Source organism: Pseudomonas sp. SWI44 (assembly GCF_002947915.1).
Taxonomy (GTDB): domain Bacteria; phylum Pseudomonadota; class Gammaproteobacteria; order Pseudomonadales; family Pseudomonadaceae; genus Aquipseudomonas; species Aquipseudomonas taiwanensis.
Genome location: NZ_CP026674.1, coordinates 2,446,432 through 2,470,795, shown reverse-complemented (window position 1 = coordinate 2,470,795; position 24,364 = coordinate 2,446,432). Strand labels below are relative to the sequence as shown.

At 60.0% G+C, this 24,364-nt stretch carries 19 protein-coding genes; 9 read left to right on the top strand and 10 right to left on the bottom strand.

What is annotated here, in order from left to right; genetic code table 11:
• The first annotated feature begins 39 nt into the window (after window positions 1–39).
• The 3 genes from dnaN to gyrB are packed head-to-tail and all read left to right on the top strand — an operon-like array spanning window position 40 to window position 4,686.
• On the top strand, window positions 40–1,143 hold the full coding sequence (gene dnaN / locus C4Q26_RS11570; protein WP_023377928.1) for a DNA polymerase III subunit beta: 1,104 nt from the start codon (window positions 40–42) through the stop codon (window positions 1,141–1,143).
• Window positions 1,144–1,157: 14 nt separating this feature from the next.
• Window positions 1,158–2,261 (top strand): DNA replication/repair protein RecF, encoded by a 1,104-nt coding sequence (gene recF, locus C4Q26_RS11565; protein WP_023377929.1) that lies wholly within the window; start codon window positions 1,158–1,160, stop codon window positions 2,259–2,261.
• A 4-nt stretch (window positions 2,262–2,265) separates the two neighbouring features.
• The gene (gene gyrB, locus C4Q26_RS11560) at window positions 2,266–4,686 is read left to right on the top strand and encodes a DNA topoisomerase (ATP-hydrolyzing) subunit B (RefSeq protein WP_023377930.1); all 2,421 of its coding nucleotides are present in this window, start codon (window positions 2,266–2,268) and stop codon (window positions 4,684–4,686) included.
• Between the two features lie 65 nt (window positions 4,687–4,751).
• Here the strand turns inward: gyrB and C4Q26_RS11555 are convergent, their stop codons facing one another.
• The 5 genes from C4Q26_RS11555 to C4Q26_RS11535 form a co-directional block, all read right to left on the bottom strand.
• Window positions 4,752–5,852, bottom strand: coding sequence for a M14 family metallopeptidase (locus C4Q26_RS11555; RefSeq protein WP_104883102.1), 1,101 nt, complete (start codon window positions 5,850–5,852; stop codon window positions 4,752–4,754).
• Window positions 5,853–5,963: 111 nt separating this feature from the next.
• Window positions 5,964–7,241 (bottom strand): MFS transporter, encoded by a 1,278-nt coding sequence (locus C4Q26_RS11550; protein WP_104883101.1) that lies wholly within the window; start codon window positions 7,239–7,241, stop codon window positions 5,964–5,966.
• Between the two features lie 77 nt (window positions 7,242–7,318).
• Window positions 7,319–8,239: a LysR substrate-binding domain-containing protein gene (locus C4Q26_RS11545; protein WP_104881045.1), complete on the bottom strand. Its 921-nt coding sequence runs from the start codon at window positions 8,237–8,239 to the stop codon at window positions 7,319–7,321.
• A 102-nt stretch (window positions 8,240–8,341) separates the two neighbouring features.
• On the bottom strand, window positions 8,342–9,703 hold the full coding sequence (locus tag C4Q26_RS11540; protein ID WP_023377941.1) for a DUF1329 domain-containing protein: 1,362 nt from the start codon (window positions 9,701–9,703) through the stop codon (window positions 8,342–8,344).
• Between the two features lie 26 nt (window positions 9,704–9,729).
• Window positions 9,730–11,592, bottom strand: coding sequence for a DUF1302 domain-containing protein (locus C4Q26_RS11535; protein WP_104881044.1), 1,863 nt, complete (start codon window positions 11,590–11,592; stop codon window positions 9,730–9,732).
• 235 nt (window positions 11,593–11,827) lie between these two features.
• Between C4Q26_RS11535 and C4Q26_RS11530 the strand changes: the two genes are divergently transcribed.
• On the top strand, window positions 11,828–13,150 hold the full coding sequence (locus C4Q26_RS11530; protein WP_104883100.1) for a CapA family protein: 1,323 nt from the start codon (window positions 11,828–11,830) through the stop codon (window positions 13,148–13,150).
• 80 nt (window positions 13,151–13,230) lie between these two features.
• Here the strand turns inward: C4Q26_RS11530 and C4Q26_RS11525 are convergent, their stop codons facing one another.
• Both C4Q26_RS11525 and C4Q26_RS11520 read right to left on the bottom strand, forming a co-directional pair.
• Window positions 13,231–13,650 carry an RcnB family protein gene (locus C4Q26_RS11525; RefSeq protein WP_023377944.1) on the bottom strand — a complete coding sequence of 140 codons (420 nt, stop codon included), beginning with the start codon at window positions 13,648–13,650 and terminating at the stop codon, window positions 13,231–13,233.
• Window positions 13,651–13,780: 130 nt separating this feature from the next.
• Window positions 13,781–15,085 (bottom strand): sigma-54-dependent Fis family transcriptional regulator, encoded by a 1,305-nt coding sequence (locus tag C4Q26_RS11520; RefSeq protein WP_104883099.1) that lies wholly within the window; start codon window positions 15,083–15,085, stop codon window positions 13,781–13,783.
• A 235-nt stretch (window positions 15,086–15,320) separates the two neighbouring features.
• Between C4Q26_RS11520 and C4Q26_RS11515 the strand changes: the two genes are divergently transcribed.
• The 3 genes from C4Q26_RS11515 to C4Q26_RS11505 are packed head-to-tail and all read left to right on the top strand — an operon-like array spanning window position 15,321 to window position 18,340.
• Window positions 15,321–16,205 carry an MBL fold metallo-hydrolase gene (locus C4Q26_RS11515; protein ID WP_027906648.1) on the top strand — a complete coding sequence of 295 codons (885 nt, stop codon included), beginning with the start codon at window positions 15,321–15,323 and terminating at the stop codon, window positions 16,203–16,205.
• A gap of 39 nt (window positions 16,206–16,244) precedes the next feature.
• Window positions 16,245–17,525 carry an FAD/NAD(P)-binding oxidoreductase gene (locus C4Q26_RS11510; protein WP_023377947.1) on the top strand — a complete coding sequence of 427 codons (1,281 nt, stop codon included), beginning with the start codon at window positions 16,245–16,247 and terminating at the stop codon, window positions 17,523–17,525.
• A complete protein-coding gene (locus tag C4Q26_RS11505) occupies window positions 17,522–18,340 on the top strand; it encodes a sulfite exporter TauE/SafE family protein (protein ID WP_027906647.1) in 819 nt (272 codons plus the stop codon). The genes C4Q26_RS11510 and C4Q26_RS11505 overlap by 4 nt, the downstream gene beginning before the upstream one ends.
• Here C4Q26_RS11505 and C4Q26_RS11500 read toward each other — a convergent pair.
• The gene (locus tag C4Q26_RS11500; protein ID WP_023377949.1) at window positions 18,329–19,216 is read right to left on the bottom strand and encodes a LysR family transcriptional regulator; all 888 of its coding nucleotides are present in this window, start codon (window positions 19,214–19,216) and stop codon (window positions 18,329–18,331) included. The genes C4Q26_RS11505 and C4Q26_RS11500 overlap by 12 nt on opposite strands.
• Window positions 19,217–19,426: 210 nt before the next feature.
• On the opposite strand from C4Q26_RS11500, the gene C4Q26_RS11495 reads away from it, so the two are divergent.
• A complete protein-coding gene (locus tag C4Q26_RS11495; RefSeq protein ID WP_104881041.1) occupies window positions 19,427–21,073 on the top strand; it encodes a GMC family oxidoreductase in 1,647 nt (548 codons plus the stop codon).
• 97 nt (window positions 21,074–21,170) lie between these two features.
• Window positions 21,171–22,790 carry an MFS transporter gene (locus C4Q26_RS11490; RefSeq protein ID WP_023377951.1) on the top strand — a complete coding sequence of 540 codons (1,620 nt, stop codon included), beginning with the start codon at window positions 21,171–21,173 and terminating at the stop codon, window positions 22,788–22,790.
• Between the two features lie 211 nt (window positions 22,791–23,001).
• Here C4Q26_RS11490 and C4Q26_RS11485 read toward each other — a convergent pair whose 3' ends face one another.
• The gene (locus tag C4Q26_RS11485; RefSeq protein ID WP_023377952.1) at window positions 23,002–23,772 is read right to left on the bottom strand and encodes a 1-acyl-sn-glycerol-3-phosphate acyltransferase; all 771 of its coding nucleotides are present in this window, start codon (window positions 23,770–23,772) and stop codon (window positions 23,002–23,004) included.
• Between the two features lie 61 nt (window positions 23,773–23,833).
• On the bottom strand, window positions 23,834–24,361 hold the full coding sequence (gene gmhB / locus C4Q26_RS11480) for a D-glycero-beta-D-manno-heptose 1,7-bisphosphate 7-phosphatase (RefSeq protein WP_104881039.1): 528 nt from the start codon (window positions 24,359–24,361) through the stop codon (window positions 23,834–23,836).
• Window positions 24,362–24,364 lie beyond the last annotated feature (3 nt).

The window sequence follows — 24,364 nt, the reverse complement described above, 5'->3', positions numbered from 1 at the left end:
GGCCGTCAGCGCAGCTATTTGAAGGCAAGGGACTAGACCATGCATTTCACCATTCAACGCGAAGCCCTGTTGAAACCCCTGCAACTGGTCGCCGGTGTCGTCGAGCGCCGTCAGACCTTGCCGGTCCTGTCCAACGTTCTGCTGGTCGTGCAAGGCCAGCAGCTTTCGTTGACGGGTACCGACCTGGAAGTCGAACTGGTAGGCCGCGTGCAACTGGAAGACTCGGCTGAGCCTGGCGAAATCACTGTTCCAGCGCGCAAGCTGATGGACATTTGCAAAAGCCTGCCGAACGACGCCCTGATCGATATCAAAGTCGACGAACAGAAACTGTTGGTAAAGGCCGGCCGCAGCCGCTTCACCCTGTCGACCCTGCCGGCCAACGACTTCCCGACCGTGGAAGAAGGCCCAGGCTCGCTGACCTGCAACCTGGAGCAAAGCAAGCTGCGCCGCCTGATCGAGCGCACCAGTTTCGCCATGGCTCAGCAGGATGTGCGCTACTACCTCAACGGTATGCTGCTGGAGGTATCCAGCGGTACGCTGCGTGCTGTCGCGACCGATGGCCACCGTCTGGCGATGTGCGCGATGAGTGCACCGATCGAACAGGCCGACCGCCACCAGGTGATCGTGCCACGCAAGGGTATCCTTGAGCTGGCGCGTTTGCTGACCGAGCCGGAAGGCATGGTCAGCATCGTCCTCGGTCAGCACCACATCCGTGCGACGACCGGCGAGTTCACCTTCACCTCCAAGCTGGTCGACGGCAAGTTCCCTGACTACGAACGCGTCCTGCCCAAGGGGGGGGACAAGTTGGTTATCGGCGATCGCCAGGCGCTGCGTGAAGCGTTCAGCCGTACTGCGATCTTGTCCAACGAGAAGTACCGCGGTATTCGCCTGCAACTGGCCGCTGGCCAACTGAAGATTCAGGCCAACAACCCTGAGCAGGAAGAAGCTGAAGAAGAAATCAGCGTCGACTACGACGGCAGCTCGCTGGAAATCGGTTTCAACGTCAGCTACCTGCTGGACGTGCTGGGTGTGATGACGACTGAACAGGTCCGCCTGATTCTGTCCGACTCCAACAGCAGTGCCCTGCTGCAGGAAGCCGGCAATGACGACTCGTCCTACGTTGTCATGCCGATGCGTCTGTAAACGTAGCAGGCCCAATGTCCCTTCGACGTATCATGGTCACCGCGGTGCGCAACCTGCACCCGGTGACCCTCTCACCTTCCCCACGCATCAATATCCTTTACGGCACCAACGGCAGCGGCAAAACCAGCGTGCTTGAAGCCGTGCATTTGCTTGGACTGGCGCGCTCGTTTCGTAGTACCCGGCTCAACCCGGTCATCCAGTACGAACAGCCCACTTGCACGGTGTTTGGCGAAGTCGAGCTGACGGAAGGTGGCACCAGTAACCTGGGGATATCCCGTGATCGGCACGGGGAGTTCACCATTCGCATCGATGGGCAGAATGCCAAGAGTACGGCTCAGCTTGCCGAGCTCTTGCCACTGCAATTGATCAACCCCGACAGTTTTAGGCTGCTCGAAGGTGCTCCGAAGATCCGCCGGCAGTTTCTGGACTGGGGCGTGTTTCACGTGGAACCACGCTTCATGGCAGCTTGGCAGCGTCTGCAGAAGGCGCTGCGGCAGCGGAACTCATGGTTGCGTCATGGTACACTTGACGCAGCTTCGCAAGCCGCCTGGGACCGGGAAATGTGCCTGGCCAGCGCGGAAATAGATGAATACCGTCGCAACTACATCAAGGCCTTGAAGCCTGTCTTCGAGCGAACCCTGAGCGAACTGGTCGAGCTGGACGGGTTAACCCTGAGCTACTACCGAGGCTGGGACAAAGACCGCGAACTCAATGAAGTTCTCGCTTCTTCTCTTCTTCGAGATCAGCAAATGGGCCATACCCAGGCCGGCCCACAACGTGCTGATCTGCGTCTGCGATTGGCTGCCAACAACGCGGCCGACATTTTGTCGCGGGGGCAACAGAAGCTTGTGGTGTGCGCATTGCGCATAGCACAAGGCCATCTCGTGAGTCAGGCTCGCCGCGGTCACTGTATTTATCTCGTGGATGACTTGCCATCCGAGCTGGATGAGCAGCATCGCCGCGCGCTATGCCGCTTGCTTGAAGAATTACGCTGCCAGGTGTTCATCACCTGTGTAGATCACGAATTACTGAGGGAAGGCTGGCAGACGGAAACGCCAGTTGCTTTGTTCCACGTGGAACAAGGCCGTATCACCCAGACCCACGACCATCGGGAGTGAAGGCATGAGCGAAAATCAAACGTACGACTCCTCCAGCATCAAGGTGCTGAAAGGTTTGGATGCCGTGCGCAAGCGTCCCGGCATGTACATTGGCGACACCGATGATGGTAGCGGCCTGCACCACATGGTCTTCGAGGTGGTCGACAACTCGATCGACGAAGCCCTCGCCGGTCACTGCGATGACATCACCGTCATCATTCACCCGGATGAATCCATCAGTGTGCGCGACAACGGTCGCGGCATTCCGGTTGACGTGCATAAAGAAGAAGGCGTTTCGGCAGCCGAGGTCATCATGACCGTGCTGCACGCTGGCGGTAAGTTCGACGACAACTCGTACAAGGTGTCTGGTGGTCTGCACGGTGTAGGCGTTTCCGTGGTGAACGCCCTTTCCGAGAAACTGGTCCTGACCGTACGCCGTAGTGGCAAGATCTGGGAACAGACGTACGTCCACGGTGTTCCACAAGCGCCGATGGCGGTTGTCGGTGAGAGTGAGTCCACGGGTACCCACATTCACTTCAAGCCATCTGCCGAGACCTTCAAGAATATCCATTTCAGCTGGGACATCCTGGCCAAGCGGATTCGTGAACTGTCCTTCCTGAACTCCGGGGTTGGCATCCTGCTCAAGGATGAACGCAGCGGCAAGGAAGAGTTCTTCAAGTACGAAGGTGGCCTGCGGGCTTTCGTCGAGTACCTGAACACCAACAAGACACCGATCAACTCCCAGGTGTTCCACTTCAACGTCCAGCGCGACGATGGCGTGGGTGTCGAAGTGGCGTTGCAGTGGAACGACAGCTTCAACGAAAACCTGCTGTGCTTCACCAACAACATTCCTCAACGCGATGGTGGTACCCACCTGGTGGGCTTCCGTTCTTCGTTGACTCGTAGCCTCAATAGCTACATCGAGCAGGAAGGTCTGGCCAAGAAAAACAAGGTCGCCACCACCGGTGACGATGCCCGCGAAGGTTTGACCGCCATCATTTCGGTCAAGGTACCTGATCCGAAGTTCAGCTCCCAGACCAAGGACAAGCTGGTCTCCTCGGAGGTGAAAACCGCCGTGGAACAGGAGATGAATAAGTACTTCGCCGACTTCTTGCTGGAAAACCCGAACGAGGCCAAGGCCGTTGTCGGCAAGATGATCGACGCCGCCCGTGCTCGTGAAGCCGCGCGTAAAGCCCGTGAGATGACCCGCCGCAAGGGGGCACTGGATATCGCCGGTCTGCCGGGCAAGCTTGCCGACTGCCAGGAAAAGGACCCTGCTCTTTCCGAACTTTACCTGGTGGAGGGTGACTCTGCGGGTGGCTCGGCCAAGCAAGGTCGTAACCGCCGCACCCAGGCGATCTTGCCGCTCAAGGGTAAGATCCTCAACGTCGAGAAAGCGCGCTTCGACAAGATGATCTCGTCCCAGGAAGTGGGCACGCTGATCACCGCGCTGGGCTGCGGTATCGGTCGTGAAGAGTACAACATCGACAAATTGCGTTATCACAACATCATCATCATGACCGATGCTGACGTTGACGGTTCGCACATCCGTACCCTGCTGCTGACGTTCTTCTTCCGTCAGTTGCCGGAGCTGGTCGAGCGCGGTTACATCTATATTGCCCAGCCACCGCTGTACAAGGTTAAGAAAGGCAAGCAGGAGCAGTACATCAAGGACGACGAGGCCATGGAAGAGTACATGACCCAGTCGGCCCTCGAAGATGCCAGTCTGCACCTGGATGAGTCGGCGCCAGCTGTATCCGGTGTACAACTGGAAAACCTGGTGAACGAGTTCCGTGGTGTGATGAAGACGCTCAAGCGCCTGTCGCGGCTGTACCCGGAAGAGCTCACCGAGCACTTCATCTACCTGCCTGAAGTCACGCTTGACCAGTTGGCTGATCATGCAGTCATGCAGGGATGGCTGGCGAAGTTCCAGGAGCGCCTGAACAACAGTCAGAAGTCTGGTCTGGTGTACAAGGCCAGCCTGCGCGAGGACAAAGAGCGCAACCTCTGGCTGCCGGAAGTTGAAATCACTTCCCACGGCTTGGCCAGCTATGTCACGTTCAACCGCGACTTCTTTGGCAGCAACGACTACCGTTCGATCGTCGTCTTGGGTGGCAATCTGTCTACCCTGCTCGGCGAAGGTGCCTATGTACAGCGTGGTGAACGCCGCAAGGCAGTCAGCGAGTTCAAGGAAGCGCTGGACTGGCTGATGAACGAAAGCACCAAGCGTCATACCATCCAGCGATACAAAGGTCTGGGTGAGATGAACCCTGAGCAGCTGTGGGAGACCACCATGGACCCCACCGTGCGCCGTATGCTCAAGGTCACCATCGAAGACGCGATTGCTGCTGACCAGCTGTTCAATACCTTGATGGGCGACGCGGTTGAGCCACGTCGTGACTTCATTGAAAGCAATGCGCTGTCGGTGTCGAACCTCGACTTCTGATCCGTTGCCGCTCCAACAGAAAAGCCCGCGAAAGCGGGCTTTTTGCTGTTTCACGGAAATCGCGGCTATTGGGCCACAAGGGCCTCTTCATTCAAGCCGCAGATGGCCTGTAGTGCCACTTCGCGCGCCTGGCGCAACACATCCTCTTTCCACTGTGGTTCGTCGACATAGAAGGCGTCGCGCAGTTGCCGTTTGATCTGCTGGCGCCGCTGCTCGCTGGTGCCTGGGTTGTTATGCAGCCACTGTTCAGCCCGCAAGGCATCGAGTACTTGTTGCCCCGGCAAGGTACCGAACTCAAGCGTCAAGGCCGTGAACGCCGCCGGAGCGCACTCCTCCATCGTGCCGTACACCATCAGTCCGTTCAGCGGCACCGACACTGACTGGCCTTCCTGCGAGGAGCGAACGCCCTCCCCCCACCAGCGCCTAGCCCGTTTCAGCATGGGGGAATTGGCTGGTCCAGAGTAAATACGTTCACCATGCCCCTTGGGGCCAAGCCCAGTGTGGATATCGATCCAGACCAGGTGCTCGCATCGGCTGGCCTGTTGGTGGAGGATCCTACGCACGGCGTCGTTGCTCCATGTGGGTGAGATCCCCGTATAGAACAGTCCGTCGGGGTGGCTGTGCTGTCCCCCAGATATTGCTTCCTGTAGACGCTTGCGCCCCAGCCTCACCAGATGCGAAAGCAGTCGCAGGCGATTGATCAAGGTGACTGGCCAGCGCTCGGGAATCATCAGCGAGTGGAGCCTTGGATAGTCGCGGTTAGGCGAACGGGGTTGGCTGAAGTCGCGAAAGTTGCGGTTCAGGTCGACATTCTCGTGGGTCCAGCGACGTAGCCAGGAAAACCCGTAAGGGTTGGCCGCATGCAGGTAGACCACCGCGCAGCGGGCGTCGCTGGCCTGACGTTGAAAGTTCTCATCCTGCAACAGCGCAATCTGCACAGCTGAGCCACAGAAGCCCTCGACACCATGGCATCCACTGCTGATCAGCAATACATGCTCGGCATCGATCGGGCCGCTGCGAGCCACGTCGATGGCCAACTCCTCGCCTTCGGCACCGCGTAGCGGGTGCCGGTGGGATTCGACCGACAGACCCCGATCAGCACAGGCCTTTAGGAATTTTTGTCGCGCTTGTGCGTACGTCTGTGAGAAGCAGGCAGCAGGATTCATTTCAGCTCCGGTTTTTTCCTGGGTTGGACCGGACAGCGGGCAGCCGCCTACCGGCCGGCCCGAGGCCAGTAAAAGTGAAAGGGAAAAGTTCGTGAGTCTGCGGTCTGGCGTTCAGCCGGCGTGCAGTGCTGGCTGCAGAGACGATTCGTGGGCTTGCAGGTGCATGCGGGTTTGCTCTGGCCGGACCAGCCAGAAGGCAATCAGCGTGAAGACAATGATGGCTGTGCCGATTACCGCCAGCGCAGACTCGAAGCCATGCGCGATATCACCGCCACGCACGGCGACCCATTGCCCGACCAGCCACGGCGCGAGCATGCCGGCACTGGTCACCCCGCCGATGTGGATCGACAACATGGAGCCCCGGCGCTCGCCCGGCGCAATGAACGCGACGATGGTGTTGGCGAATGTCGGCAGTACATTGATCAACACTGCCCCGGTCGCATACAGCGCAAGGGTCGTCAGAGTGTGGCCATGGGCCTGGGTGATCAGCAGGAAAGCGAAGCCCGCGATCAGGCTGCAGGCCAGTGGCAATGCCACCATGGCCCGTTGCGGGCTGGCGCCTTCCTTGAGTGCCCGTTGCGAGAGTGCCGAGACACCGAGGTTGCACAGAATGACGGCCAGGGTCACGCCCATGACCACGTAGCCCGACTGCATCGCAGTCATCTCCAGGCCCTTCTGCAGGTAGACCGGTACCCAGCTGTAGACCAGTGCATTGGGCAGAAAGCCCATGAAGCCTATCAGGGTGATGCCGAGGAAGGTCCGGTTGAGCAGCAACCGGCGATAGCCTGGCAAGGGGTGGCCGGTACGGTTGATTACCGGATCCACCTGTGTTCCCTCGCGGCCGAAGGCCAACCATAGCAGCATCCACAGCAGCCCAATCAGTGCCAGCGCAAGATAGGCCATGCGCCAGCCGACTTGGGCAATCAGCAGCGGCAGGCTGACTGCGGCCAATACGGCGCCGAGCATAATCGACACCTGGATCAGCGAAGCAGGCATCACCCGTTCGGTAGGACCGAACCATTTGAAGCAGGCATGCTGAGTCACGGCAGTGCCGGGGCCGGTACCGGCACCGAGCATCAAGCGGCTGAGCACCAGTGCGGCGAAGCTGCTGCTGACGCTTACCAGCAGTTGCGAGACCATCCACACCAATGACATGCCTACCAGTATCCAGCGGCTAGGAAAACGGTTGGCCAGGAAGCCAACCGCCACCCCGGAGATCGAGTAGAGGAAAAAGAACGCACTGCCGATGAAGCCGAATTCGGCGGGTGTGAGCTTAAGCTCATCAATGATCTGGGCGCCGGCGAAGGCAAAGATGCTCTTGTCCAGCACACTGATGATCATCACAGCCATCAGCATGACCAGCACGAGATTACGATGGGAGAACGGCATACAGGGCTACTCCAGAGGTCATGCAGGCAGGATGCCGTAGCCGCTGCTCGCTGAATAATGATCTATCGGCATGCTTATCAAAGTTGGTTATGGAGCGGTGAGCGCAAGGTTTGCGGGTTCTTGAAGGCGTAGATGATGTCGTCGACAAGCATCTGCGTTTCCCGCGTCATCAGTTCTGCGGGCCGGCAAACCAGGGAGATGTCGGTGCCTGGTACCCGCTCGGCGATCGGCAGCATGTCGAGGTTGCCAGACACGACGGGCAAGTCGAAGACACGACGCGACCAGATACTGACGGCATCCGTGGTCGCGGCCAGCTCGGCGTATAGCACCACCGATGCGCAGATGATCGTACGCTCTGGTGGTTGGATGCCGTATTCCTCGAACATGCGTCCGGCCAGTGAAATGTCCAGCGCGTCGGGCAGCAGCCATTCCAGGTCAAGCAACTCGTTCAACGAACGGGCCTTCGACAAGGGATGCCCTTTGCGCACGGCCAGGGTAGTGGGTTGGGCGTACAGTTCATGCCACTCGAAGCCTTCGACACTGCGGGCGGGTGGGTGTGACGTCAGCGCCAAGTCCAGCTGCCCTTCACGCAGACCCTCCAGCAATTTGGCCGGACGCAGTTCAAGAATCTGCAACTGCACCTTCGGGTAGCGCTTGCGATAGCTGAGGATGCAACTGGCGAACTGCTGACTGGGCGTGACAGGGGACACGCCGATGATCACCCGACCGTCCATGGTGCCCTTGAGCGTCTCGATCTCGTCCCGAGCCCGACGTACCTCCTCCACCACCAACCGCGCTCGGCGCACTAGATGTTCACCGTAGGGGGTGACGGTGATCCCACGGTTGGATCGCACCAGCAGAGGTACGCCCAGCTCCGACTCCAGCTCCTTGATGCTCTTCGACAAGGCCGGCTGAGAAATATGCAGTAACCGAGAGGCCTCCTGAATACTGCCACTTTCGCAGATCGCGACGATGGCGCGCAGTTGATGCAACTTCATGGCATACACCTGAACCTGAGGGGATGCGAACTAGAGCATAAAATGCCGCGACCGACGAGTCAGCGCCCAGGGTTGGAAGCATCCCATGGGCGCAACTGTCGGTCAGCGAATCCCGGTAGCACGCAAGGCGTTCGGGGTGAACTCCTTGCTCGATGCATTCAGCGAGAAGTCGTAGCTGTTCTTTTTCTCTTCGTTGCGCAGGCCTGAGACCGTGTAGCGGCCAGTGGTCACGTCGTAATGCGTCTCGGCGGTCAACCAGGGGAATTGCTGATCGTAGAAGAATCGTGCATGCCCTTCGGAAACCCGCCAAAGGTTGCCACGGCTGTCGTAGGCATCGGCTTCAGCCACCTGCCAGCTGTCTTCGTCAATGTACAGGTCGCGCTTGCTGTAGATATGGCGCTGGCCGGGCTTGAGGGTGGCGACCACATGCCAGACCCGGTGCAGTTCGTAACGGGTATGGTCGGGGTTGAGGTGGCCTGGGCGAATGATGTCGTCGTACTTGAGCTTCGGTGAGTCCAGGGCATAGCTGTTGTAGGGGATATAGACCTCTTTTTTGCCCACCAGCTTCCAGTCATAGCGATCGGGTGCGCCGTTGAACATGTCGAAGTCGTCGTAGGTGCGCATTCCTTCAGCGCCAGGGCTGTCGTAGCCGACCTGCGGCGCACGGCGTACTCGGCGCTGGCCGGCGTTGTACATCCAGGCCATGCGCGGCTCGGCGACCTGGTCGAGGGTTTCCAGTACCAGCATCACGCTGCCGGCTCGCCGCGGGGGCGAAAGGATTTCCTGGCGGAAGTAGAACAGGATGTTGGCCATTTTCTGCGGGTCGTAATCCTTCAGGCCGAACGGGAAGGCGAATTGCTCTTTCATCATGCTGATGGAGTAGGTACCGTTTTCCTGCGGATTTATCTGTGCGGTGTTGCGCAGGATCGAGTCACCCCGGTAGCGGGTGATGTGGTTCCAGATCACTTCCAGGCCGGACTGGGGGATCGGGAAAGGGATCGACATCTTGAAGTTCTGCAGGCCGTTTCCGCCTTCCGCGAGGGTCGTGCGAGTAGCGTTCTCCTTGACCGCAGCGAACACTTTTGGGGGCAAAGTGACGCTGCGATGTGTGGTGTACACCGGGATGCGATAGGTGTCCGGAAACCGTGCGAACATCGCCAGCTGTCCGGGTGTCAGGCGTGCCTTGTACTGTTCGGCATTTTGCGCCGTGATCACAAACAAGGGCTTCTCGTTGGCGTAGGGGTTGGGGATAAAACCACCGGCGTCCACTGAGCCGGTGCTGGCCGGCAAGCCGCCGGTCCAGGCTGGGATGCTGCCGTCGGCATTACCGGCTTTCTCGGCACCGATAGGGGTCAGCTCGCCTCCCAGGCGGGCTGCTTCCTGTTCGGACACGGCCGCCATCACCTGGCTGGCCAACAGGCTAAGGACCAGGCAGCTGCTGCGGATCAAGGCTTTGCGAAACATGGTCTACCTCCAGGAACAAAGGAGCGTCAGAAGCTCACGCCCAGGCTGACGGCGAGGAAGTCGCGGTCTGTGTTGGTGTTGAAGTCACCGCCGAAGTAGTCGGTGTAACTGATGGCGAGGTTGTAGCGGTTGAGGTATTCGGCATCCACGCCGATGCTCACCGACTTGTCTCCCTCGTTGAACGTCGGGCCAAAACCTTCGACGTCATGGGCAAAGGACACACTTGGGCGCAGCACCACACCGCCGATAAGGTCGGCGTACTCCAGCATTGCGCGCACTCGGTAACCCCAGGAGTCGGCGGTATAGAAGCCCTTGCTGTTGCACTGGTCCGGGTTGGCCGAGTTGGCGACCTGACGGCACAGGTTGTTTCCGGAAATACCACCAAGCAACGGGGCGCTACCGGCGGTGGACAATTCGCCGTTGCCATAGACACTGCTGCGGCCAAAGCGCAGGTCCGAACCATCGGTCGCGCCCAAGTCGGCGATGTGGCTGTAACCGACTTCGCCCACCAGTGTCAGGCGATCCGCACCGATGAAGGTCAACTGGTCGATGGTGCGGGTCAGGGTGACTTGTGCCTGGGTGAACGGCTTGCGCACGTAGCCGTTGATCAGCGAGCCGTAGGCGGAGCTTGCGAAACCGGTCTGGAAGACCGGCAGGCCGGCGTTGACCAGCGGATTGGTGGCAGCCGCGCCGAGGGTGGCGGCTGCCGACACATCACTGGCATTCAGTGACAGCGGCATGTTCGGGCGGTAACTGATTTCGCCGGCCACGGCGGTGGCGCCGACCGTCGTGCTGAAGCTCAGGCCGTACAGGCGAATGTCTTCCGGGTACTCCAGGTAGTAGCGTGCCGTGCTGACACCACCCTGCCCTGCCAAGCCGCCCACCGGGTCGAGCAAGGCGCCACGGCCGACCCTCCACGTACTGGTCGGGGTACGGCTGTGATAGTTCATGGCGTAGACACCGAACTCAGTGTCGTTGAGTTCAGGCACCATCCAGCGCAGGGCCACGCCGAACTGGCCACTGTTGCGTGGGTCCTTGTCGGAAAGGCGTGGCACATAACCATAACCACCGGGTATCCCGGTACCGTCCACGTCGCGGTCAAAGTCGCTGCCGTTGATTGCCATGTTGTTGTCGCAGCCCTTGGCGACCACATCGCTGCTGAAGAAAGTACCGCAGTTGTCGGCGACGGTTTTTTCCCATTGCAGCTGGTAGAAGGCTTCGAACGAAAGGCTGTCGGTCAGGCCCTGGTTGAAATAGAGCATGTTGACTGGAATCAGTGCTTCCTTGACCTCGGAGCCTGGACGGCGCAAGGCTGAGACATCGACCGGGTTGATACTGTTAATGCCGTTCTGGATGAAGGTGCTTTCACCCCAGCTGACCACCTGTCGGCCAGCGCGAACGGTGCCTGGCAAGTCGTTGATGGTGTAGTTGTGATAGACGAAGGCATCCAGCAACTCGAAGCCCGAAGACTTGGCGGCCATGTCGCGGTGGTTGTCATCGATGTCCTCGAGCAAGCGACCTTCATCCTTGAGCTCGAAGTCGTACCAGTACTTGCCTCGCACGAACACACCGGTGTCGCCGTACTTGAGCTCGAGGTCGTGCACGCCCTTGAAGATCTTCGAGAACGTTTCGCCCTTCTTGAAATTCAGGCGGCCGTCGTCGGAAGTCTGGGTAGAGGCCGTGCCTCCGTTGCGCGTGCCAATGAAGGCGCGGTCCGGGCTGTCCATGGCCCAGCTGGCCCCAATGGACAGGCTGGTATCGAAACGCCCTTCGATTTCCCCGATGTTGAAGGTAACGGCCTGTGCGCTGGTTGCCGCGAGTGCCAGGCTGACTCCCAGCGGAAGTACGCGAAGCCGAGGGCCCGCGACGCCGGTCATTGTTTTTTTCATAAGTGCTCTGCGCCTTGAACTTGCTGTTCATGAGAAAGCCTCCCCTTCGGCGGGGGCGTCTGCATGGTAAGCAGCGAGTCACAGCGGCGGCTTCTGAAAAAAAGTGATGCCCATAGCCAAATGAGAGGGTGGCGACTGTCGATAACCGGCAGCTATCGGGATGAACCATATTCAGTCTGATGCCACGCGGTCTTGGCCTATAGTCCGGACGGAATTCAACCTTCCGAGGCAGACCATGAAGATTGCCCTGACTGGCGACAGTATCCTGCAGCGCCGTCTGCACAGCCGGGATGACCAGGCGCTGAGCCCTTTGTTCGACCTGATCCGCGCAGCAGACGTGAGCTTCACCAACCTTGAGGTATTGCCCAACGACTTCGCCGGTGATCCCGCGCTAGAAAGCGGTGGCTCGCATTTCGGTGCCCCGTCCTGGGTGCTCGATGAACTGGTCGAAGGTGGCTTCGATCTGTTCTCCACGGCCAACAATCACAGCCTGGACTACGGCATCAGCGGGCTTCATGCGGCCCATGAGCAACTACGCAAACGTGAGCTGCTGTTCGCTGGCACCGGGCGCAACCTGGAAGAGGCCCGCCGACCGGTGTACTGCAGCAAACCGGCGGGTACTGTCGCGTTGCTGGCGTGCAGTTCGACCTACGGCAAGGGTCAGGAGGCCAGCGACCAGAGTCGAGACATGCCTGGCCGTCCGGGCCTCAACCCATTGGGTTACGACACTCTGCATGAGGTCAGTACCGAGCAGATGGCACAGGTACGCCAGCTGATTGCCGACCTGGGACTGGATCGTCTTTACCAGGGGGCGGTGGACCTCGGTTTCGCCCATCCCCTGCCTGACCCGTCGCTCGCGATATTCGGGCCATTCACCCCACTGTTGTTCCGTGAAGGTGCCAATACCCGGCTGCGTACGCTCGCCCGAAAAAGAGACCTGGATGGCATTTTGCGTTGGGTCGAAGAAGCACGGTTGACCTCGGACATTGTGCTGGTCAGCCTTCATGCTCATGAATTGGGCTACAACCCAGCGGGGGAATGGGACCTGGAAGTACCTGCCGAATTCATCCAGCCGGTGGCACGCAAGCTGATCGACGCTGGCGTCGATATCGTCGTAGGCCATGGTCCGCACCTGTTGCGAGGCATGGAGATTTACCAAGGCAAACCTATCTTCTACAGCCTGGGTAACTTCATCGGCCAGAACGAACTGGTCGAACGTCTGCCGGTGGACAGCTATGAGCAGTTCCGCGTAGACCGCCAGCAGACCCCGTCCAAGGTGTTCTTGCAGCGTACCCATAATGGCACGCGCAGTTTCCCGTCCGATGCGCGATTCTGGGAGAGCATTGTGCCGATCTGCACCTTCGATGGCCGCACCCTTACACGCATCGAGTTGCATCCAGTGCAGTTGGGGTTTGGCGAAGCCATCCACCGTCGGGGGCGGCCGCGATTGGCCTCAGGACAGCAGGCCAGGACCATTTTGCAGCGCTTTGCTGCCTTGTGCGCAGGCTTCGATACGCGTCTCGAGGTGAGCGGCGACACGGCGCAGGTCGTGCTTTGAGCACGCGATGTTCCACGTGGAACTTATGACATTGCCAACTACAAAAGCCCGCTGATGCGGGCTTTTGTATGCCCGCAAAATCAGTAGCCTGAAAGAACGCTGACGACCACGCCCGTGGCGATCGCTACCAGAACGTAGTCACCGTTCACATACAACCAGCGGTGATCGCGGGGAGGCGCGTACAGGTGACGTGCACGCCAGTCGGTTACCCAATAGCGGTCGTCGCGGTAGCGTGGCTCTACGACATAGCCACGATGCCATTGGCGATGCGGCATCGGCATGCCTGCATCGGGTCGGAAGTTCGGGTTGTGGTAGGCCGGGTATCGACCATTGTCATGTTGGTCATGTCGTTCGGGTTGGCCGTGGTGCGGATCGAACTGATGGGATGGGCCAGGGCCACCGTCGTGACGGTCAGGGCCAGGTGGGCCCGGCTGAGCGAAACTGGCCAAGGATGCGCTGAACGCAAGCGCGGCGCAGACTGCGGTCAGGGTTTTCTTCATGTGCGGATTCTCTGCTGTTTAACGCCCGGCGATGTCCTGCTGTGCGCCTGGTGCGGTTAACTGATCAGACCATGGTTTGTTCCAATTAATGTCAGGACAGTGGTAAAGATCCGGTAAAGTTCGCCTCGCCCTAACTAAGGCCGAGCGCTTTCAACCGTCGATACAAGGTTCGCTCACTCAGGCCAAGATGACGGGCCAGTTCGCTACGTGGCCCTTTGAATTGTTCCAGCGCTTGGGCCACTTCACTCAGGTCGTTGCGCCCTCGCCCACTGTTGACATTGACCTGCTGCACCACATCCTCTGGCAGGTGCTCAGGTCGGATCAGACCATCATCGGCAAATAACCGGGCCCTCTCCAGAATGTTGCGCAGTTCGCGGATGTTGCCCGGGAACGCATGCAGGCCAAGCTGCTTGAGCGCCTGCTCGGTCAAACTTGTCGGCTTGCCACTCATGCGCTGCAGCAGGCTCTCAGCCAGCAGAGGCAAATCCTCCACACGTTCGCGCAACGCCGGCAGCCGGATCGGGAAACCACTGATGCGGTAATAAAGATCTTCCCTGAACGTACCCTCCGCCACCATCTTCTTCAGCGGTTTATGGGTCGCCGACACGAGGCGGAAATCTGAATGCACGGTGCGCAGGCTGCCGACCGGTCGAAAGCTCCCCGACTCGATCAAGCGCAGCAGTTTGACCTGCATCGCCAACGGCACCTCGCCGATTTCATCGAGGAACAGCGTGCCACCGTGGGCCGCCTCGGCCAAGCCGATCTTGCGTTGATTGGCACCCGTGAAGGCGCCCTTCTCGTAACCGAACAGCTCACTTTCGAACAGTGATTCGGTCAGACCGGTGCAGTCAACGACGACCAGCGGGCCATTGGCGCGCGGGCTTCCCATGTGTATGGCCCGTGCGAACAATTCCTTGCCAGTACCCGACTCGCCCTGCAGCAGTACCGGAATTTGCGCAGGAGCCGCACGCTGCAGGCTGGCCAAGGCGGCCTTGAAGGCTGGCGCTCGGCCGACCAACCCCTGTTGTTGAGGTTGTGCAGATGCCAGCGTGATGGTGGTGAGCCGTTCGACGAAGGCCACGACATTGCCCTGTTCGTCGAGGATCGGGCGCAGCTCCACATCCACGTGTTCAGGGCCACGCGGCGTGTGATGGATGTGCAGCACACGCTCTGGCACTTTGCTGTCCAATGCCTTGCGCATCGGACAGTGTTCACCGGCTTGGTCACAGGGCACGGCATAGTGATGCGAGACGCGGTGGCACTTCTGGCCGACCGGCGCCTGCCCGTCACCGCCGAACTGACGGCGATAGGCTGCGTTGGCGGCGAGAATGTTGTAGTCGGTGCCCAGCACGATGGTTGGCAGTACATCGTGTTCGAGGTAGGACACCAGCGCGAGAATAGCCGGATGGGAGGCTGTGGCGTGAAGCTCAGACATGGGGGCACCGATGGATTGACCTGCCGCAGAGTAGCGAGGTCTGCCAAATACTGCCATTAGCTGACAGTCGACTGCCACAACCACTGTCACCCGTTCGTCTGCCAGTCCCGCAAACCCAATGAATACGCGGGATCGACCACAAAACCAGGGCCAAATCTTCTGGCATGCATCTTGATAAACCTCCAATCACTGCCTACGCCTCATATAAGGCGCGGTGGATTATTTGGAGAACGTGATGATCATCGGCAACAACCTTCACGTGGAAGCCTTCTTCGATGAGGCGACCTCGACCATCAGCTATCTGGTCCTGGACAACGAGACGCTTCAGTGCGCGTTGATCGACAGCGTTCTGGACTACGACCCGAAGTCTGGACGTACCTGCACGGCGTCGGCCGACCGTTTGATCGACCGGGTAAAAGCACTGAATGCCAAGGTGCAGTGGATTCTGGAAACCCATGTGCACGCCGATCATCTTTCCGCGGCGGCTTACCTCAAAGAGAAACTCGGTGGCCATACCGCCATTGGTGCGCACATTACCCAGGTGCAGAAAGTCTTCGGTGCGCTGTTCAATGCCGAATCGGATTTCGCCCGGGACGGTAGCCAGTTCGATGTGCTGTTCAAGGACGAACAAGGTTTTCGCATCGGCAACTTGCAAGCGCACGCTCTGCACACCCCTGGGCATACCCCGGCCTGCATGAGCTACTTGGTCGAGGACGCGGGTGAGAAAGCATTGTTCGTCGGCGACACATTGTTCATGCCGGACTACGGGACAGCGCGTTGCGATTTTCCAGGTGCCAACGCACGTACATTGTACCGCTCCATTCGCCGCCTGCTTGCCTTCCCAGATGAGACCCGCCTGTTCATGTGCCATGACTACCTGCCGGGGGGGCGGGAAATGCGCTACGTCACTACCGTGGCTGAACAGCGCGCCCACAACATCCACATTCACCAGGGGGTCGATGAGGACCACTTCGTCGCCATGCGCGAAGCCCGCGACAAAACCCTGGAAATGCCTGTGCTGATCCTGCCTTCGGTGCAGGTGAACATGCGCAGCGGCCATTTTCCCAAGCCCGAAGACAACGGGGTGAGCTACCTGAAGATTCCGCTGAACAAGCTCTGATCGTCTTTGCCCATAACCAGATTTCCAGGACGTACCGCCATGCCTGCCTTGCTGTCCCCCGCCAAAACATCCAATGCGGATCACCACAAAGTGGTGATCGTCGGTGCCGGAGCTGCCGGTATCGCCACTGCCTCCAGTCTCATCAGCCGCGACCCATCGCTGGATATCGCCCTGATCGACCCCGCCGATGTTCACTACTACCAGCCTGGTTGGACGATGGTGGGCGCTGGTGTATTCAAGTCGACCAGTACCGCGCGCACCATGGCTTCGACCATCCCCCGAGGTGTGCGGTGGATCAAGGCGCGAGTCGAAGGCTTCGACCCTCAGGCGCAGCTGGTCATTCTCGAAGACGGCCGTGCCGTCAGCTACGAACAACTCGTTGTCTGCCCAGGCCTGAAACTCGATTGGAGTGCCATCGAAGGGCTGAGCGAAACCTTGGGTCGAAACGGGGTGACCTCCAACTACCGATACGATCTGGCTCCCTACACCTGGTCGCTGGTGCAGAACCTCAAGCAAGGTCGTGCCTTGTTCACCCAGCCACCGATGCCGATCAAATGTGCCGGCGCGCCGCAGAAAGCGTTGTACCTGTCCTGTGACCATTGGCTTCGCAATGGGCAGCTGGGTGATGTGAAAGCCAGCTTCTTCAACGCTGGCGCGGTGCTGTTCGGGGTCGCCGACTATGTCCCTGCGCTGATGGCCTACATCGACAAGTACGGCGTTGATCTCAATTACTCGCATCGACTGGTGGCGGTGGACGGGCCGAACAAGCGCGCCACTTTCATTCGCACATTGCCTGACGGTAGCAGCGAAAGGCGCACCGAAGCCTTTGACATGCTGCACGTGGTGCCCCCACAGGTCGCTCCGGACTTCATTCGCAACAGTCCGTTGGTGGATGCGGCGGGTTGGGTCGATGTCGATCCCCATACCCTTCGTCACCGCTCGTTTGGCAATATCCACGCCCTTGGCGATGTCGCCAACACCACCAACGCCAAGACTGCCGCCGCCGCCCGCAAGCAGGCGCCGGTCGTGGCCAACAATGTTCTGGTAGCGTTGGGCAGGCTCGGCACCCTTGCCCAATACGACGGCTACGGCTCCTGTCCATTGACCGTCGAACGCGGCAAGATCGTGCTTGCCGAATTCACCTACGGGGGCAAGGTTGCTCCAAGCTTCCCCCGTTGGCTGCTCGATGGTCGTCAGGCAACCCGTCTGGCCTGGCTGCTCAAGGCAAGGGTACTGCCGCCTCTTTACTGGCAAGGCATGCTCAAGGGGCGTGAATGGCTGGCACGGCCTCAGCCGCTGGTGGTCGAGGGTACGCGGTGATCGAGCATCAACTGTTGGGCGCTGGGTTGGGCGCAATCATCGGTGGAGTGTTGGCACTGACCGGCGCGGGCGGCGGTATCCTCGCGGTGCCGCTGCTGGTGTTCGGCCTTGGCCTGTCGATGGTCGAGGCCGCGCCTATCGGCTTGCTTGCCGTAGGGCTCGCCGCATCCGTGGGGGCCGTGCTCGGCCTGCGTGAGGGGCTGGTGCGTTATCGCGCCGCACTGTTCATTGCCCTGATCGGCATCGCTGCTGCACCCCTTGGGCTGATGCTCGCGCATCGCTTGCCCAACACGCCGTTGGCACTGACCTTCGCCGGGGTACTGGTGTACGCCTGCCTGCGCATCTGGCGCAAGGCCAGCAACGAACTGCGTGGCGAGCACAATGATGCTCATCGATACATCGAACCGTGCGTGCTCAACCCATTGCAGGGCCGCTTGCGCTGGACGCTGCCGTGCGCCCGTGCCTTGGCCATGACGGGGGCATTGTCCGGGCTGCTGTCGGGCCTGCTTGGTGTGGGCGGGGGCTTCGTGATCATTCCCGCCTTGAACCGTTACACCAATCTGCGCATGAAGAGCATTGTCTCGACATCGCTGGCGGTAATCGCCCTGGTGTCCGCGGCAAGCGTTGTCAGCGCCAGCCTGGCAGGGGTGATGCAGTGGCGGATCGGTGCTCCGTTCGCCATCGGTGCGGTACTTGGCTTGTTGCTGGCGCGGCCACTGGCGGCCAGGCTTGCCGGGCCGCGCCTGCAGCAGATGTTTGCCGTGGCCGGCTGGTTCGCGGCCCTGCTGTTGGCCGGTAAGGCGCTACTCGGCTAACAGCTCGGCTTGTTCCGCAGCGCACAGCGCCAGCAGGTAGTCCCAGACCACCCGCAGGCGCACCGACTTGTGCAGCTCCCTGCGCGTGCAGATCCAGTAGCTGCGCTGGATGGTCTCGGTGGGTAATAGGCGGACCAGCGTCGGGTCGTGGCGGGCCATGTAATTGGGCAGCACGGCGATGCCCAAGCCTGCGCGGGCGGCATGCTGCTGGGCGATCACGCTGGTGCTGCGAAAGACCACGTTGGGCGCCCGGCAGAAGCTGTTGAGGAACAGCAGTTCCTGACTGAACAGCAAGTCATCGACATAGCCAATCCAACTGTGACGAGCCAGGTCATCGCGGTTTCGCAGCGGTGGCGCCCGGTCGAGATAGTTTTGGCTGGCGTAAAGGGCCAAGCGGTAGTCGGTGAGCTTGCGGGTAATCAGAAGGTCGGCATTGGGCCGCTCCAGGTGGATGCTGATTTCAGCTTCGCGGTTGAGGATGCTGACAAAGCGCGGTACTGCCACCAGTTCAACTTCCAGGCCTGGGTATCGTTCGAACAACGCGTTCATGCGTGGGGTGAAGAACATGATGCCGATGCCCTCAGTCACCCCAAGGCGGATCTTGCCCAACGGTGTAATGGCCTGGGTGATTTCTTCCTGCGCCAGCAAGGCGACATTCTCCATGGCTTCGGCGTGCTTGAGCAGGGCCTGGCCGGAACTGGTCAGTTCATAGCCCTGGGCGTGCTGCACGAACAGCGGCGTGCCAAGGCTTTTCTCGATGCTTTCGATATGCCGGGCCACGGTGCTGTGGGTAGTGTTCAGACGCTTGGCGGCGGTGAGCAGCCGGCCGCTGCGCTGCAACTCGAGGAAAAACCGCAGATCATTCCAGTCGAACATGCTTGTCCTTTCAGGCCGTCCGTTGTGGCCTATTTGCGGGTGAACCCGCTCCCACGGATACAGCGGTGCTTGTCGGGGCAATGCAAGCGACCCGCACAGGCATTGCGCTGAACGAAAACGCACAACCGCTGCGTGAAATCTCGTGTTTCCTCGTCGAAATTAATCAATAAGATGTAGGACGACAAGAACAATAATCAGGCGAGGTTTCACATGCCATCAGCCGATTCTGTCTTCGACTACGTGGTCGTTGGGGCCGGTCCTGCCGGTTGCCTGCTGGCCAATCGTTTGTCGGCCAACCCCTCCTGCCGAGTGCTGTTGCTTGAAGCCGGTGGGCGCGACAACTACCCCTGGATCCACGTCCCTGTCGGTTATCTCTACTGCATCGGCAACCCGCGCACCGACTGGTGCTTCAAGACCGAGGCGCAGTCCGGCCTGGGGGGGCGCAGCCTGGGTTACCCTCGCGGCAAGGTGCTGGGTGGTTGTTCCTCGATCAACGGCATGATCTACATGCGTGGCCAAGCCGCCGACTACGACCACTGGGCCGATCAAGGCAACGAAGGCTGGGCATGGAAGGATGTGCTGCCACTGTTCAAGGCCAGTGAAAACCATTTTGCCGGCAGCACTGATCACCATGGTGCCGACGGTGAGTGGCGCGTCGAGCGCCAGCGCTATAGCTGGCCTATCCTCGATGCCTTCCGCGATGCGGCTGAGCAGAGCGGCATCGGCAAGGTCGATGACTTCAATACCGGCGACAACCAAGGCTGTGGATACTTTCAAGTCAACCAGCGCAGTGGTGTGCGCTGGAATGCATCCAAGGCCTTTCTGCGGCCAATCAAGGATCGCCCCAACCTGACCGTGCTGACCGATGTGCAGGTCGACCAGGTGTTATTGAACAATACCCGTGCTCGGGCGGTGAAAGCGCAATGGCAGGGTGCCTGGCACGAGTTCTCCGCACGCCGCGAGATCATTCTTTGTGCCGGTGCCGTAGGCTCTCCTGGCATCCTGCAGCGCTCAGGAATTGGCCCGCGCAAGCTGCTGGAAAGCCTCGGTATCGGAGTTCGCCACGATATGCCTGGCATCGGCGGCAACCTGCAGGACCACCTGCAGCTGCGCCTGATCTACGAGATCCGCAATACCCGTACCCTCAACCAGATGGCCAACAGCCTTTGGGGCAAGCTGGGTATGGGCTTGCGCTATCTCTACGACCGCAGTGGCCCGTTGGCCATGGCACCGAGCCAACTGGGGGCCTTCGTACGCTCGAGTCCTGAGCAGGCCACCGCCAACTTGCAGTATCACGTGCAACCCCTTTCGCTGGAGCGCTTCGGCGAGCCGCTGCACCGTTTCCCGGCTTTCACCGCGTCGGTGTGCAACCTGCGCCCAGCAAGCCGTGGACGCATCGACATCCGCTCTGCCGACATGAACACGACGCCGCTGATCGACCCCAACTACCTCAGCGACCCCGAAGACCTGCGCGTCGCCGCCGATGCCATTCGCCTCACCCGGCGCATCGTCCAGGCCCCTGCCCTGGCCGCATTCGAACCCCGCGAGTATCTGCCCGGTCCGGCCTTGCAAACCGAAGAAGAACTGTTCGAAGCCGCTGGCAAGATTGGCACCACCATCTTCCACCCGGTCGGTACCTGCCGCATGGGCAATGGCCCGTTGGACGTTGTGGATAACCAGTTGCGCGTTCATGGCATCCCCGGGCTGCGCGTGGCGGATGCGTCGATCATGCCGCAGATCACCTCCGGCAATACCTGTTCACCCACTCTCATGATCGCCGAGAAGGCGGCCCAACTCATTCTCAAGGGGGCTACCACCCAGACCAGCTTCAACGAAGACGCAATACCGACGCCCTGACCCGGGTGCGTGCAGTACCGGCAGCTTGCGGTCAGAGGCTGCCGACAGTGGAACAACAAGAATAATCACTGTGGCCTTCGGGCCGAGGACAGCAACGATGTCGGATTACATTCAAGAGCAGGGTGCGGCGGCCAGCAGCTCCAGTGGCCGTGAGGAACGCAAGATCATTTTCGCGTCATCCCTCGGGACGGTGTTCGAGTGGTATGACTTTTTTCTCTATGGTGCACTGGCAGCGGTCATCAGCAAGCAGTTCTTCGCTGGGGTGAACGACACTACCGCCTTTATCTTCGCTTTGATGGCCTTTGCCGCCGGCTTCCTCGTTCGGCCTTTCGGTGCGCTGGTGTTTGGCCGTCTGGGTGACATGATCGGTCGCAAGTACACCTTCCTGGTCACCATCGTGCTAATGGGCTTGTCGACATTCGCTGTCGGCCTGCTACCCACCTACGCCAGCATCGGTATCGCTGCCCCGATCATTCTGGTGGTATTGCGCATGCTCCAGGGCCTGGCCCTGGGCGGCGAGTACGGTGGTGCAGCCACCTACGTGGCCGAGCACGCGCCACCTGGCAAGCGCGGTTTCCACACCGGTTTCATTCAGTCCACCGCCACCCTTGGACTGCTGCTGTCGTTGCTGGTGGTGCTGGCTAGCCGTTACATCAGTGGGGATCAGTTCGAGACCTGGGGCTGGCGCCTGCCCTTCCTGCTGTCGATCTTCCTCCTGGCCATTTCCACGTGGATTCGCATGAGCATGCACGAGTCGCCTGCTTTCGTGAAAATGAAGGCCCAGGGCAAGGTCAGCAAGTCGCCGATTCGTGAGTCGTTCACCTCTTGGCCAAACCTCAAGGTGGTGCTCACAGCCTTGTTCAGCATCAACGCGGGCCAGGCGGTGACCTTCTACACCGCGCAGTTCTACGTGCTGTTCTTCATGACGCAGATGCTCAAGATGGACCCTGCTCAGGCCAATACCCTGCTGATCATCAGCGTGGTGATCGGTGCGCCATTCTTCGTGTTCTTCGGCTGGTTGTCGGACAGGGTTGGGCGCAAGCCGATCCTGATGCTGGGCCTGCTGCTGGCCACGGTGCTGTACTTCCCGATGTTCAAAGCGCTAAGCCACTACGCCAACCCGCAAATCGACGCGGCCAGCCGCCAGGCGCCGATTGTGGTCACAGCGGACCCGAAAGGTTGCACCTTCCAGTTCGACCCGGTCGGCAAGGCGCGTTTCGACAGCCCATGCGACAAGGTCAAGACCTTCCTGGTCAAGCAAGGCCTGCCCTACAGTTCGGTGAATGCGCAGGGTACCGAGGTGGTGGTGAGCATTGGTGACAAGACCATCAGCGGCTTCGACGAAGCGGCCATGCGTGCTGCGGTCGAACAGGCGGGCTACCCGGCCAAGGCTGATCCAGCCAATGTTAACCAGGTGATGGTCGTGGTGCTGATCGTGGCGATGATCCTGATCGCGACCATGACCTACGGCCCACTGGCAGCCGTGATGGTCGAGCTGTTCCCGACCCGCATCCGCTACACCTCGATGTCCCTGCCCTACCACATCGGCAACGGCTGGTTTGGCGGCTTCCTGCCCACGGTGTCGTTCGCGTTGGTGGTATACACCGGGGATATCTTCTACGGCCTTTGGTACCCGGTACTGGTGACAGGGATCAGCCTGGTCGTGGGGATTTTCTGCCTCAAAGAGACTAAGGATGTGGATATCGACAAGGTCTGAGGTGTTTCACGGGCCCTGCCGCTGACAAGACGGCTGGCCTGCAAGGCTCATAAAAAAACCGGCTGTAAAAGCCGGTTTTCTTATACCTCGAAAAAACTTATGCACGATTTTCAGAAAAATGTCATACACAGAAATAAATAGCCAATTCAATCACTTAGCATCTATTTGAAGCATTCCATCCAAAAATTGCACACAAGTTATCCACAGATCGTCAGGCGATCTGCTCTTGGGCTTTTTCATCTGCTGGCGGCAGTGAACCCATGGCACGTTGGGTCGCTTCATTCCACGCGGCTGCGCGGTCATTGAGCTCGGCGATGGCACGCGGGCCGGTGCCATTGGCATACATTGGCTCGCCAATCACCACCTCGATGGTGCCCGAGCGTTTACCCCAGCCTTCCTTCGGCCAGAACTTGCCGGCGTTATGTGCGATCGGCAGCACCGGCAGGCCTGCGTTGACCGCCAGTGCGGTGCCGCCACGGGAGAACTTGCCGACCGTACCGAAGGGCACGCGGGTCCCTTCCGGGAAGATCAGCACCCATACCTTCTGCTTGAGCAGCTCATCACCTTTGCTTGCAACCTGGCGCAAGGCTTCCTTGGGGTTGTCGCGGTCGATGGCGATCGGCCGCAGCATGGCCATGGCCCAGCCAAAGAACGGGACGTACAGCAGCTCACGCTTGAGCACCTGGCTCAGTGGCGAGAAATAGGCGGACAAGAAGAACGTTTCCCATGTGCTCTGGTGGTTCGACAGGATCACGCAGGGCTCATTCGGCACGTTCTCGGCACCGGTGACCTTGTAGCGAATGCCCAGGATCACTTGCGCCAGCAGCACGGCGAAACGGCACCAGTAGACGTTGATGAAGCGATAGCGCTTGGGGAACGACAAAAATGGCGCGATGAAAAAGCTCAGGGAGCACCACAACAGCGAACTGGTGCCCAGCAGCAGGTAAAAAAGAAAGATTCTGATCGCCTGCAGGATCGACATAGTGGCATGTACCGTTGCGGGGCGCGCCCGCCTGAGAAAAATGCGCCCGAAGGCGCACTGTTTAAATTAGTTCTCTGGCGATAGCAGCCAGATCGTCGAAAATCAGTGTAGTTTCCGGCACACCCTTTTCCAGGGTCCGCTCGCCCTTGCCGGTTTTCACCAACACGGGTTGTGCACCGACGGCCAGGGCGGCCTCCAGGTCACCTTTGCTGTCGCCGATGAACCAGACGCCGCGCAGGTCGGCCTGGTAGTGCTCGGCGATCGCCCGCAGCATGCCAGGCTTGGGCTTGCGGCAATCGCAGCCTTCGTCCGGCCCGTGCGGGCAATACACGATATGACCCACTTCGCCACCCAGTTCGGCCACCAGCGCGCGCAGGCGGGCATGCATGGCTTCAAGGGTTTCCAGCGGGTAGTAGCCGCGGGCAATGCCGGACTGGTTGGTGGCCACGGCCACCGTCCAGCCGGCTTTGCTCAACTGCGCGATAGCCTCGACCGAGCCGGGAATCGGAATCCACTCCTCCAGCGACTTGATATAGGCGTCGGAGTCGTAATTGATCACCCCGTCACGATCGAGAATCAGCAGTTTCAAGGC

Excerpts from the sequence above, each read along its gene's own strand:
- C4Q26_RS11525 (WP_023377944.1), bottom strand. The coding sequence starts at position 13,650 with ATGAAGAAAACCCTGACCGCAGTCTGCGCCGCGCTTGCGTTCAGCGCA.
- C4Q26_RS11500 (WP_023377949.1), bottom strand. The coding sequence starts at position 19,216 with ATGTTCGACTGGAATGATCTGCGGTTTTTCCTCGAGTTGCAGCGCAGC.
- C4Q26_RS11485 (WP_023377952.1), bottom strand. The coding sequence starts at position 23,772 with ATGTCGATCCTGCAGGCGATCAGAATCTTTCTTTTTTACCTGCTGCTG.
- C4Q26_RS11535 (WP_104881044.1), bottom strand. The coding sequence starts at position 11,592 with ATGAAAAAAACAATGACCGGCGTCGCGGGCCCTCGGCTTCGCGTACTT.
- C4Q26_RS11550 (WP_104883101.1), bottom strand. The coding sequence starts at position 7,241 with ATGCCGTTCTCCCATCGTAATCTCGTGCTGGTCATGCTGATGGCTGTG.
- C4Q26_RS11540 (WP_023377941.1), bottom strand. The coding sequence starts at position 9,703 with ATGTTTCGCAAAGCCTTGATCCGCAGCAGCTGCCTGGTCCTTAGCCTG.
- C4Q26_RS11530 (WP_104883100.1), top strand. The coding sequence starts at position 11,828 with ATGAAGATTGCCCTGACTGGCGACAGTATCCTGCAGCGCCGTCTGCAC.
- C4Q26_RS11490 (WP_023377951.1), top strand. The coding sequence starts at position 21,171 with ATGTCGGATTACATTCAAGAGCAGGGTGCGGCGGCCAGCAGCTCCAGT.
- C4Q26_RS11510 (WP_023377947.1), top strand. The coding sequence starts at position 16,245 with ATGCCTGCCTTGCTGTCCCCCGCCAAAACATCCAATGCGGATCACCAC.
- C4Q26_RS11545 (WP_104881045.1), bottom strand. The coding sequence starts at position 8,239 with ATGAAGTTGCATCAACTGCGCGCCATCGTCGCGATCTGCGAAAGTGGC.
- gyrB (WP_023377930.1), top strand. The coding sequence starts at position 2,266 with ATGAGCGAAAATCAAACGTACGACTCCTCCAGCATCAAGGTGCTGAAA.
- C4Q26_RS11555 (WP_104883102.1), bottom strand. The coding sequence starts at position 5,852 with ATGAATCCTGCTGCCTGCTTCTCACAGACGTACGCACAAGCGCGACAA.
- C4Q26_RS11495 (WP_104881041.1), top strand. The coding sequence starts at position 19,427 with ATGCCATCAGCCGATTCTGTCTTCGACTACGTGGTCGTTGGGGCCGGT.
- C4Q26_RS11515 (WP_027906648.1), top strand. The coding sequence starts at position 15,321 with ATGATCATCGGCAACAACCTTCACGTGGAAGCCTTCTTCGATGAGGCG.
- C4Q26_RS11520 (WP_104883099.1), bottom strand. The coding sequence starts at position 15,085 with ATGTCTGAGCTTCACGCCACAGCCTCCCATCCGGCTATTCTCGCGCTG.
- recF (WP_023377929.1), top strand. The coding sequence starts at position 1,158 with ATGTCCCTTCGACGTATCATGGTCACCGCGGTGCGCAACCTGCACCCG.
- dnaN (WP_023377928.1), top strand. The coding sequence starts at position 40 with ATGCATTTCACCATTCAACGCGAAGCCCTGTTGAAACCCCTGCAACTG.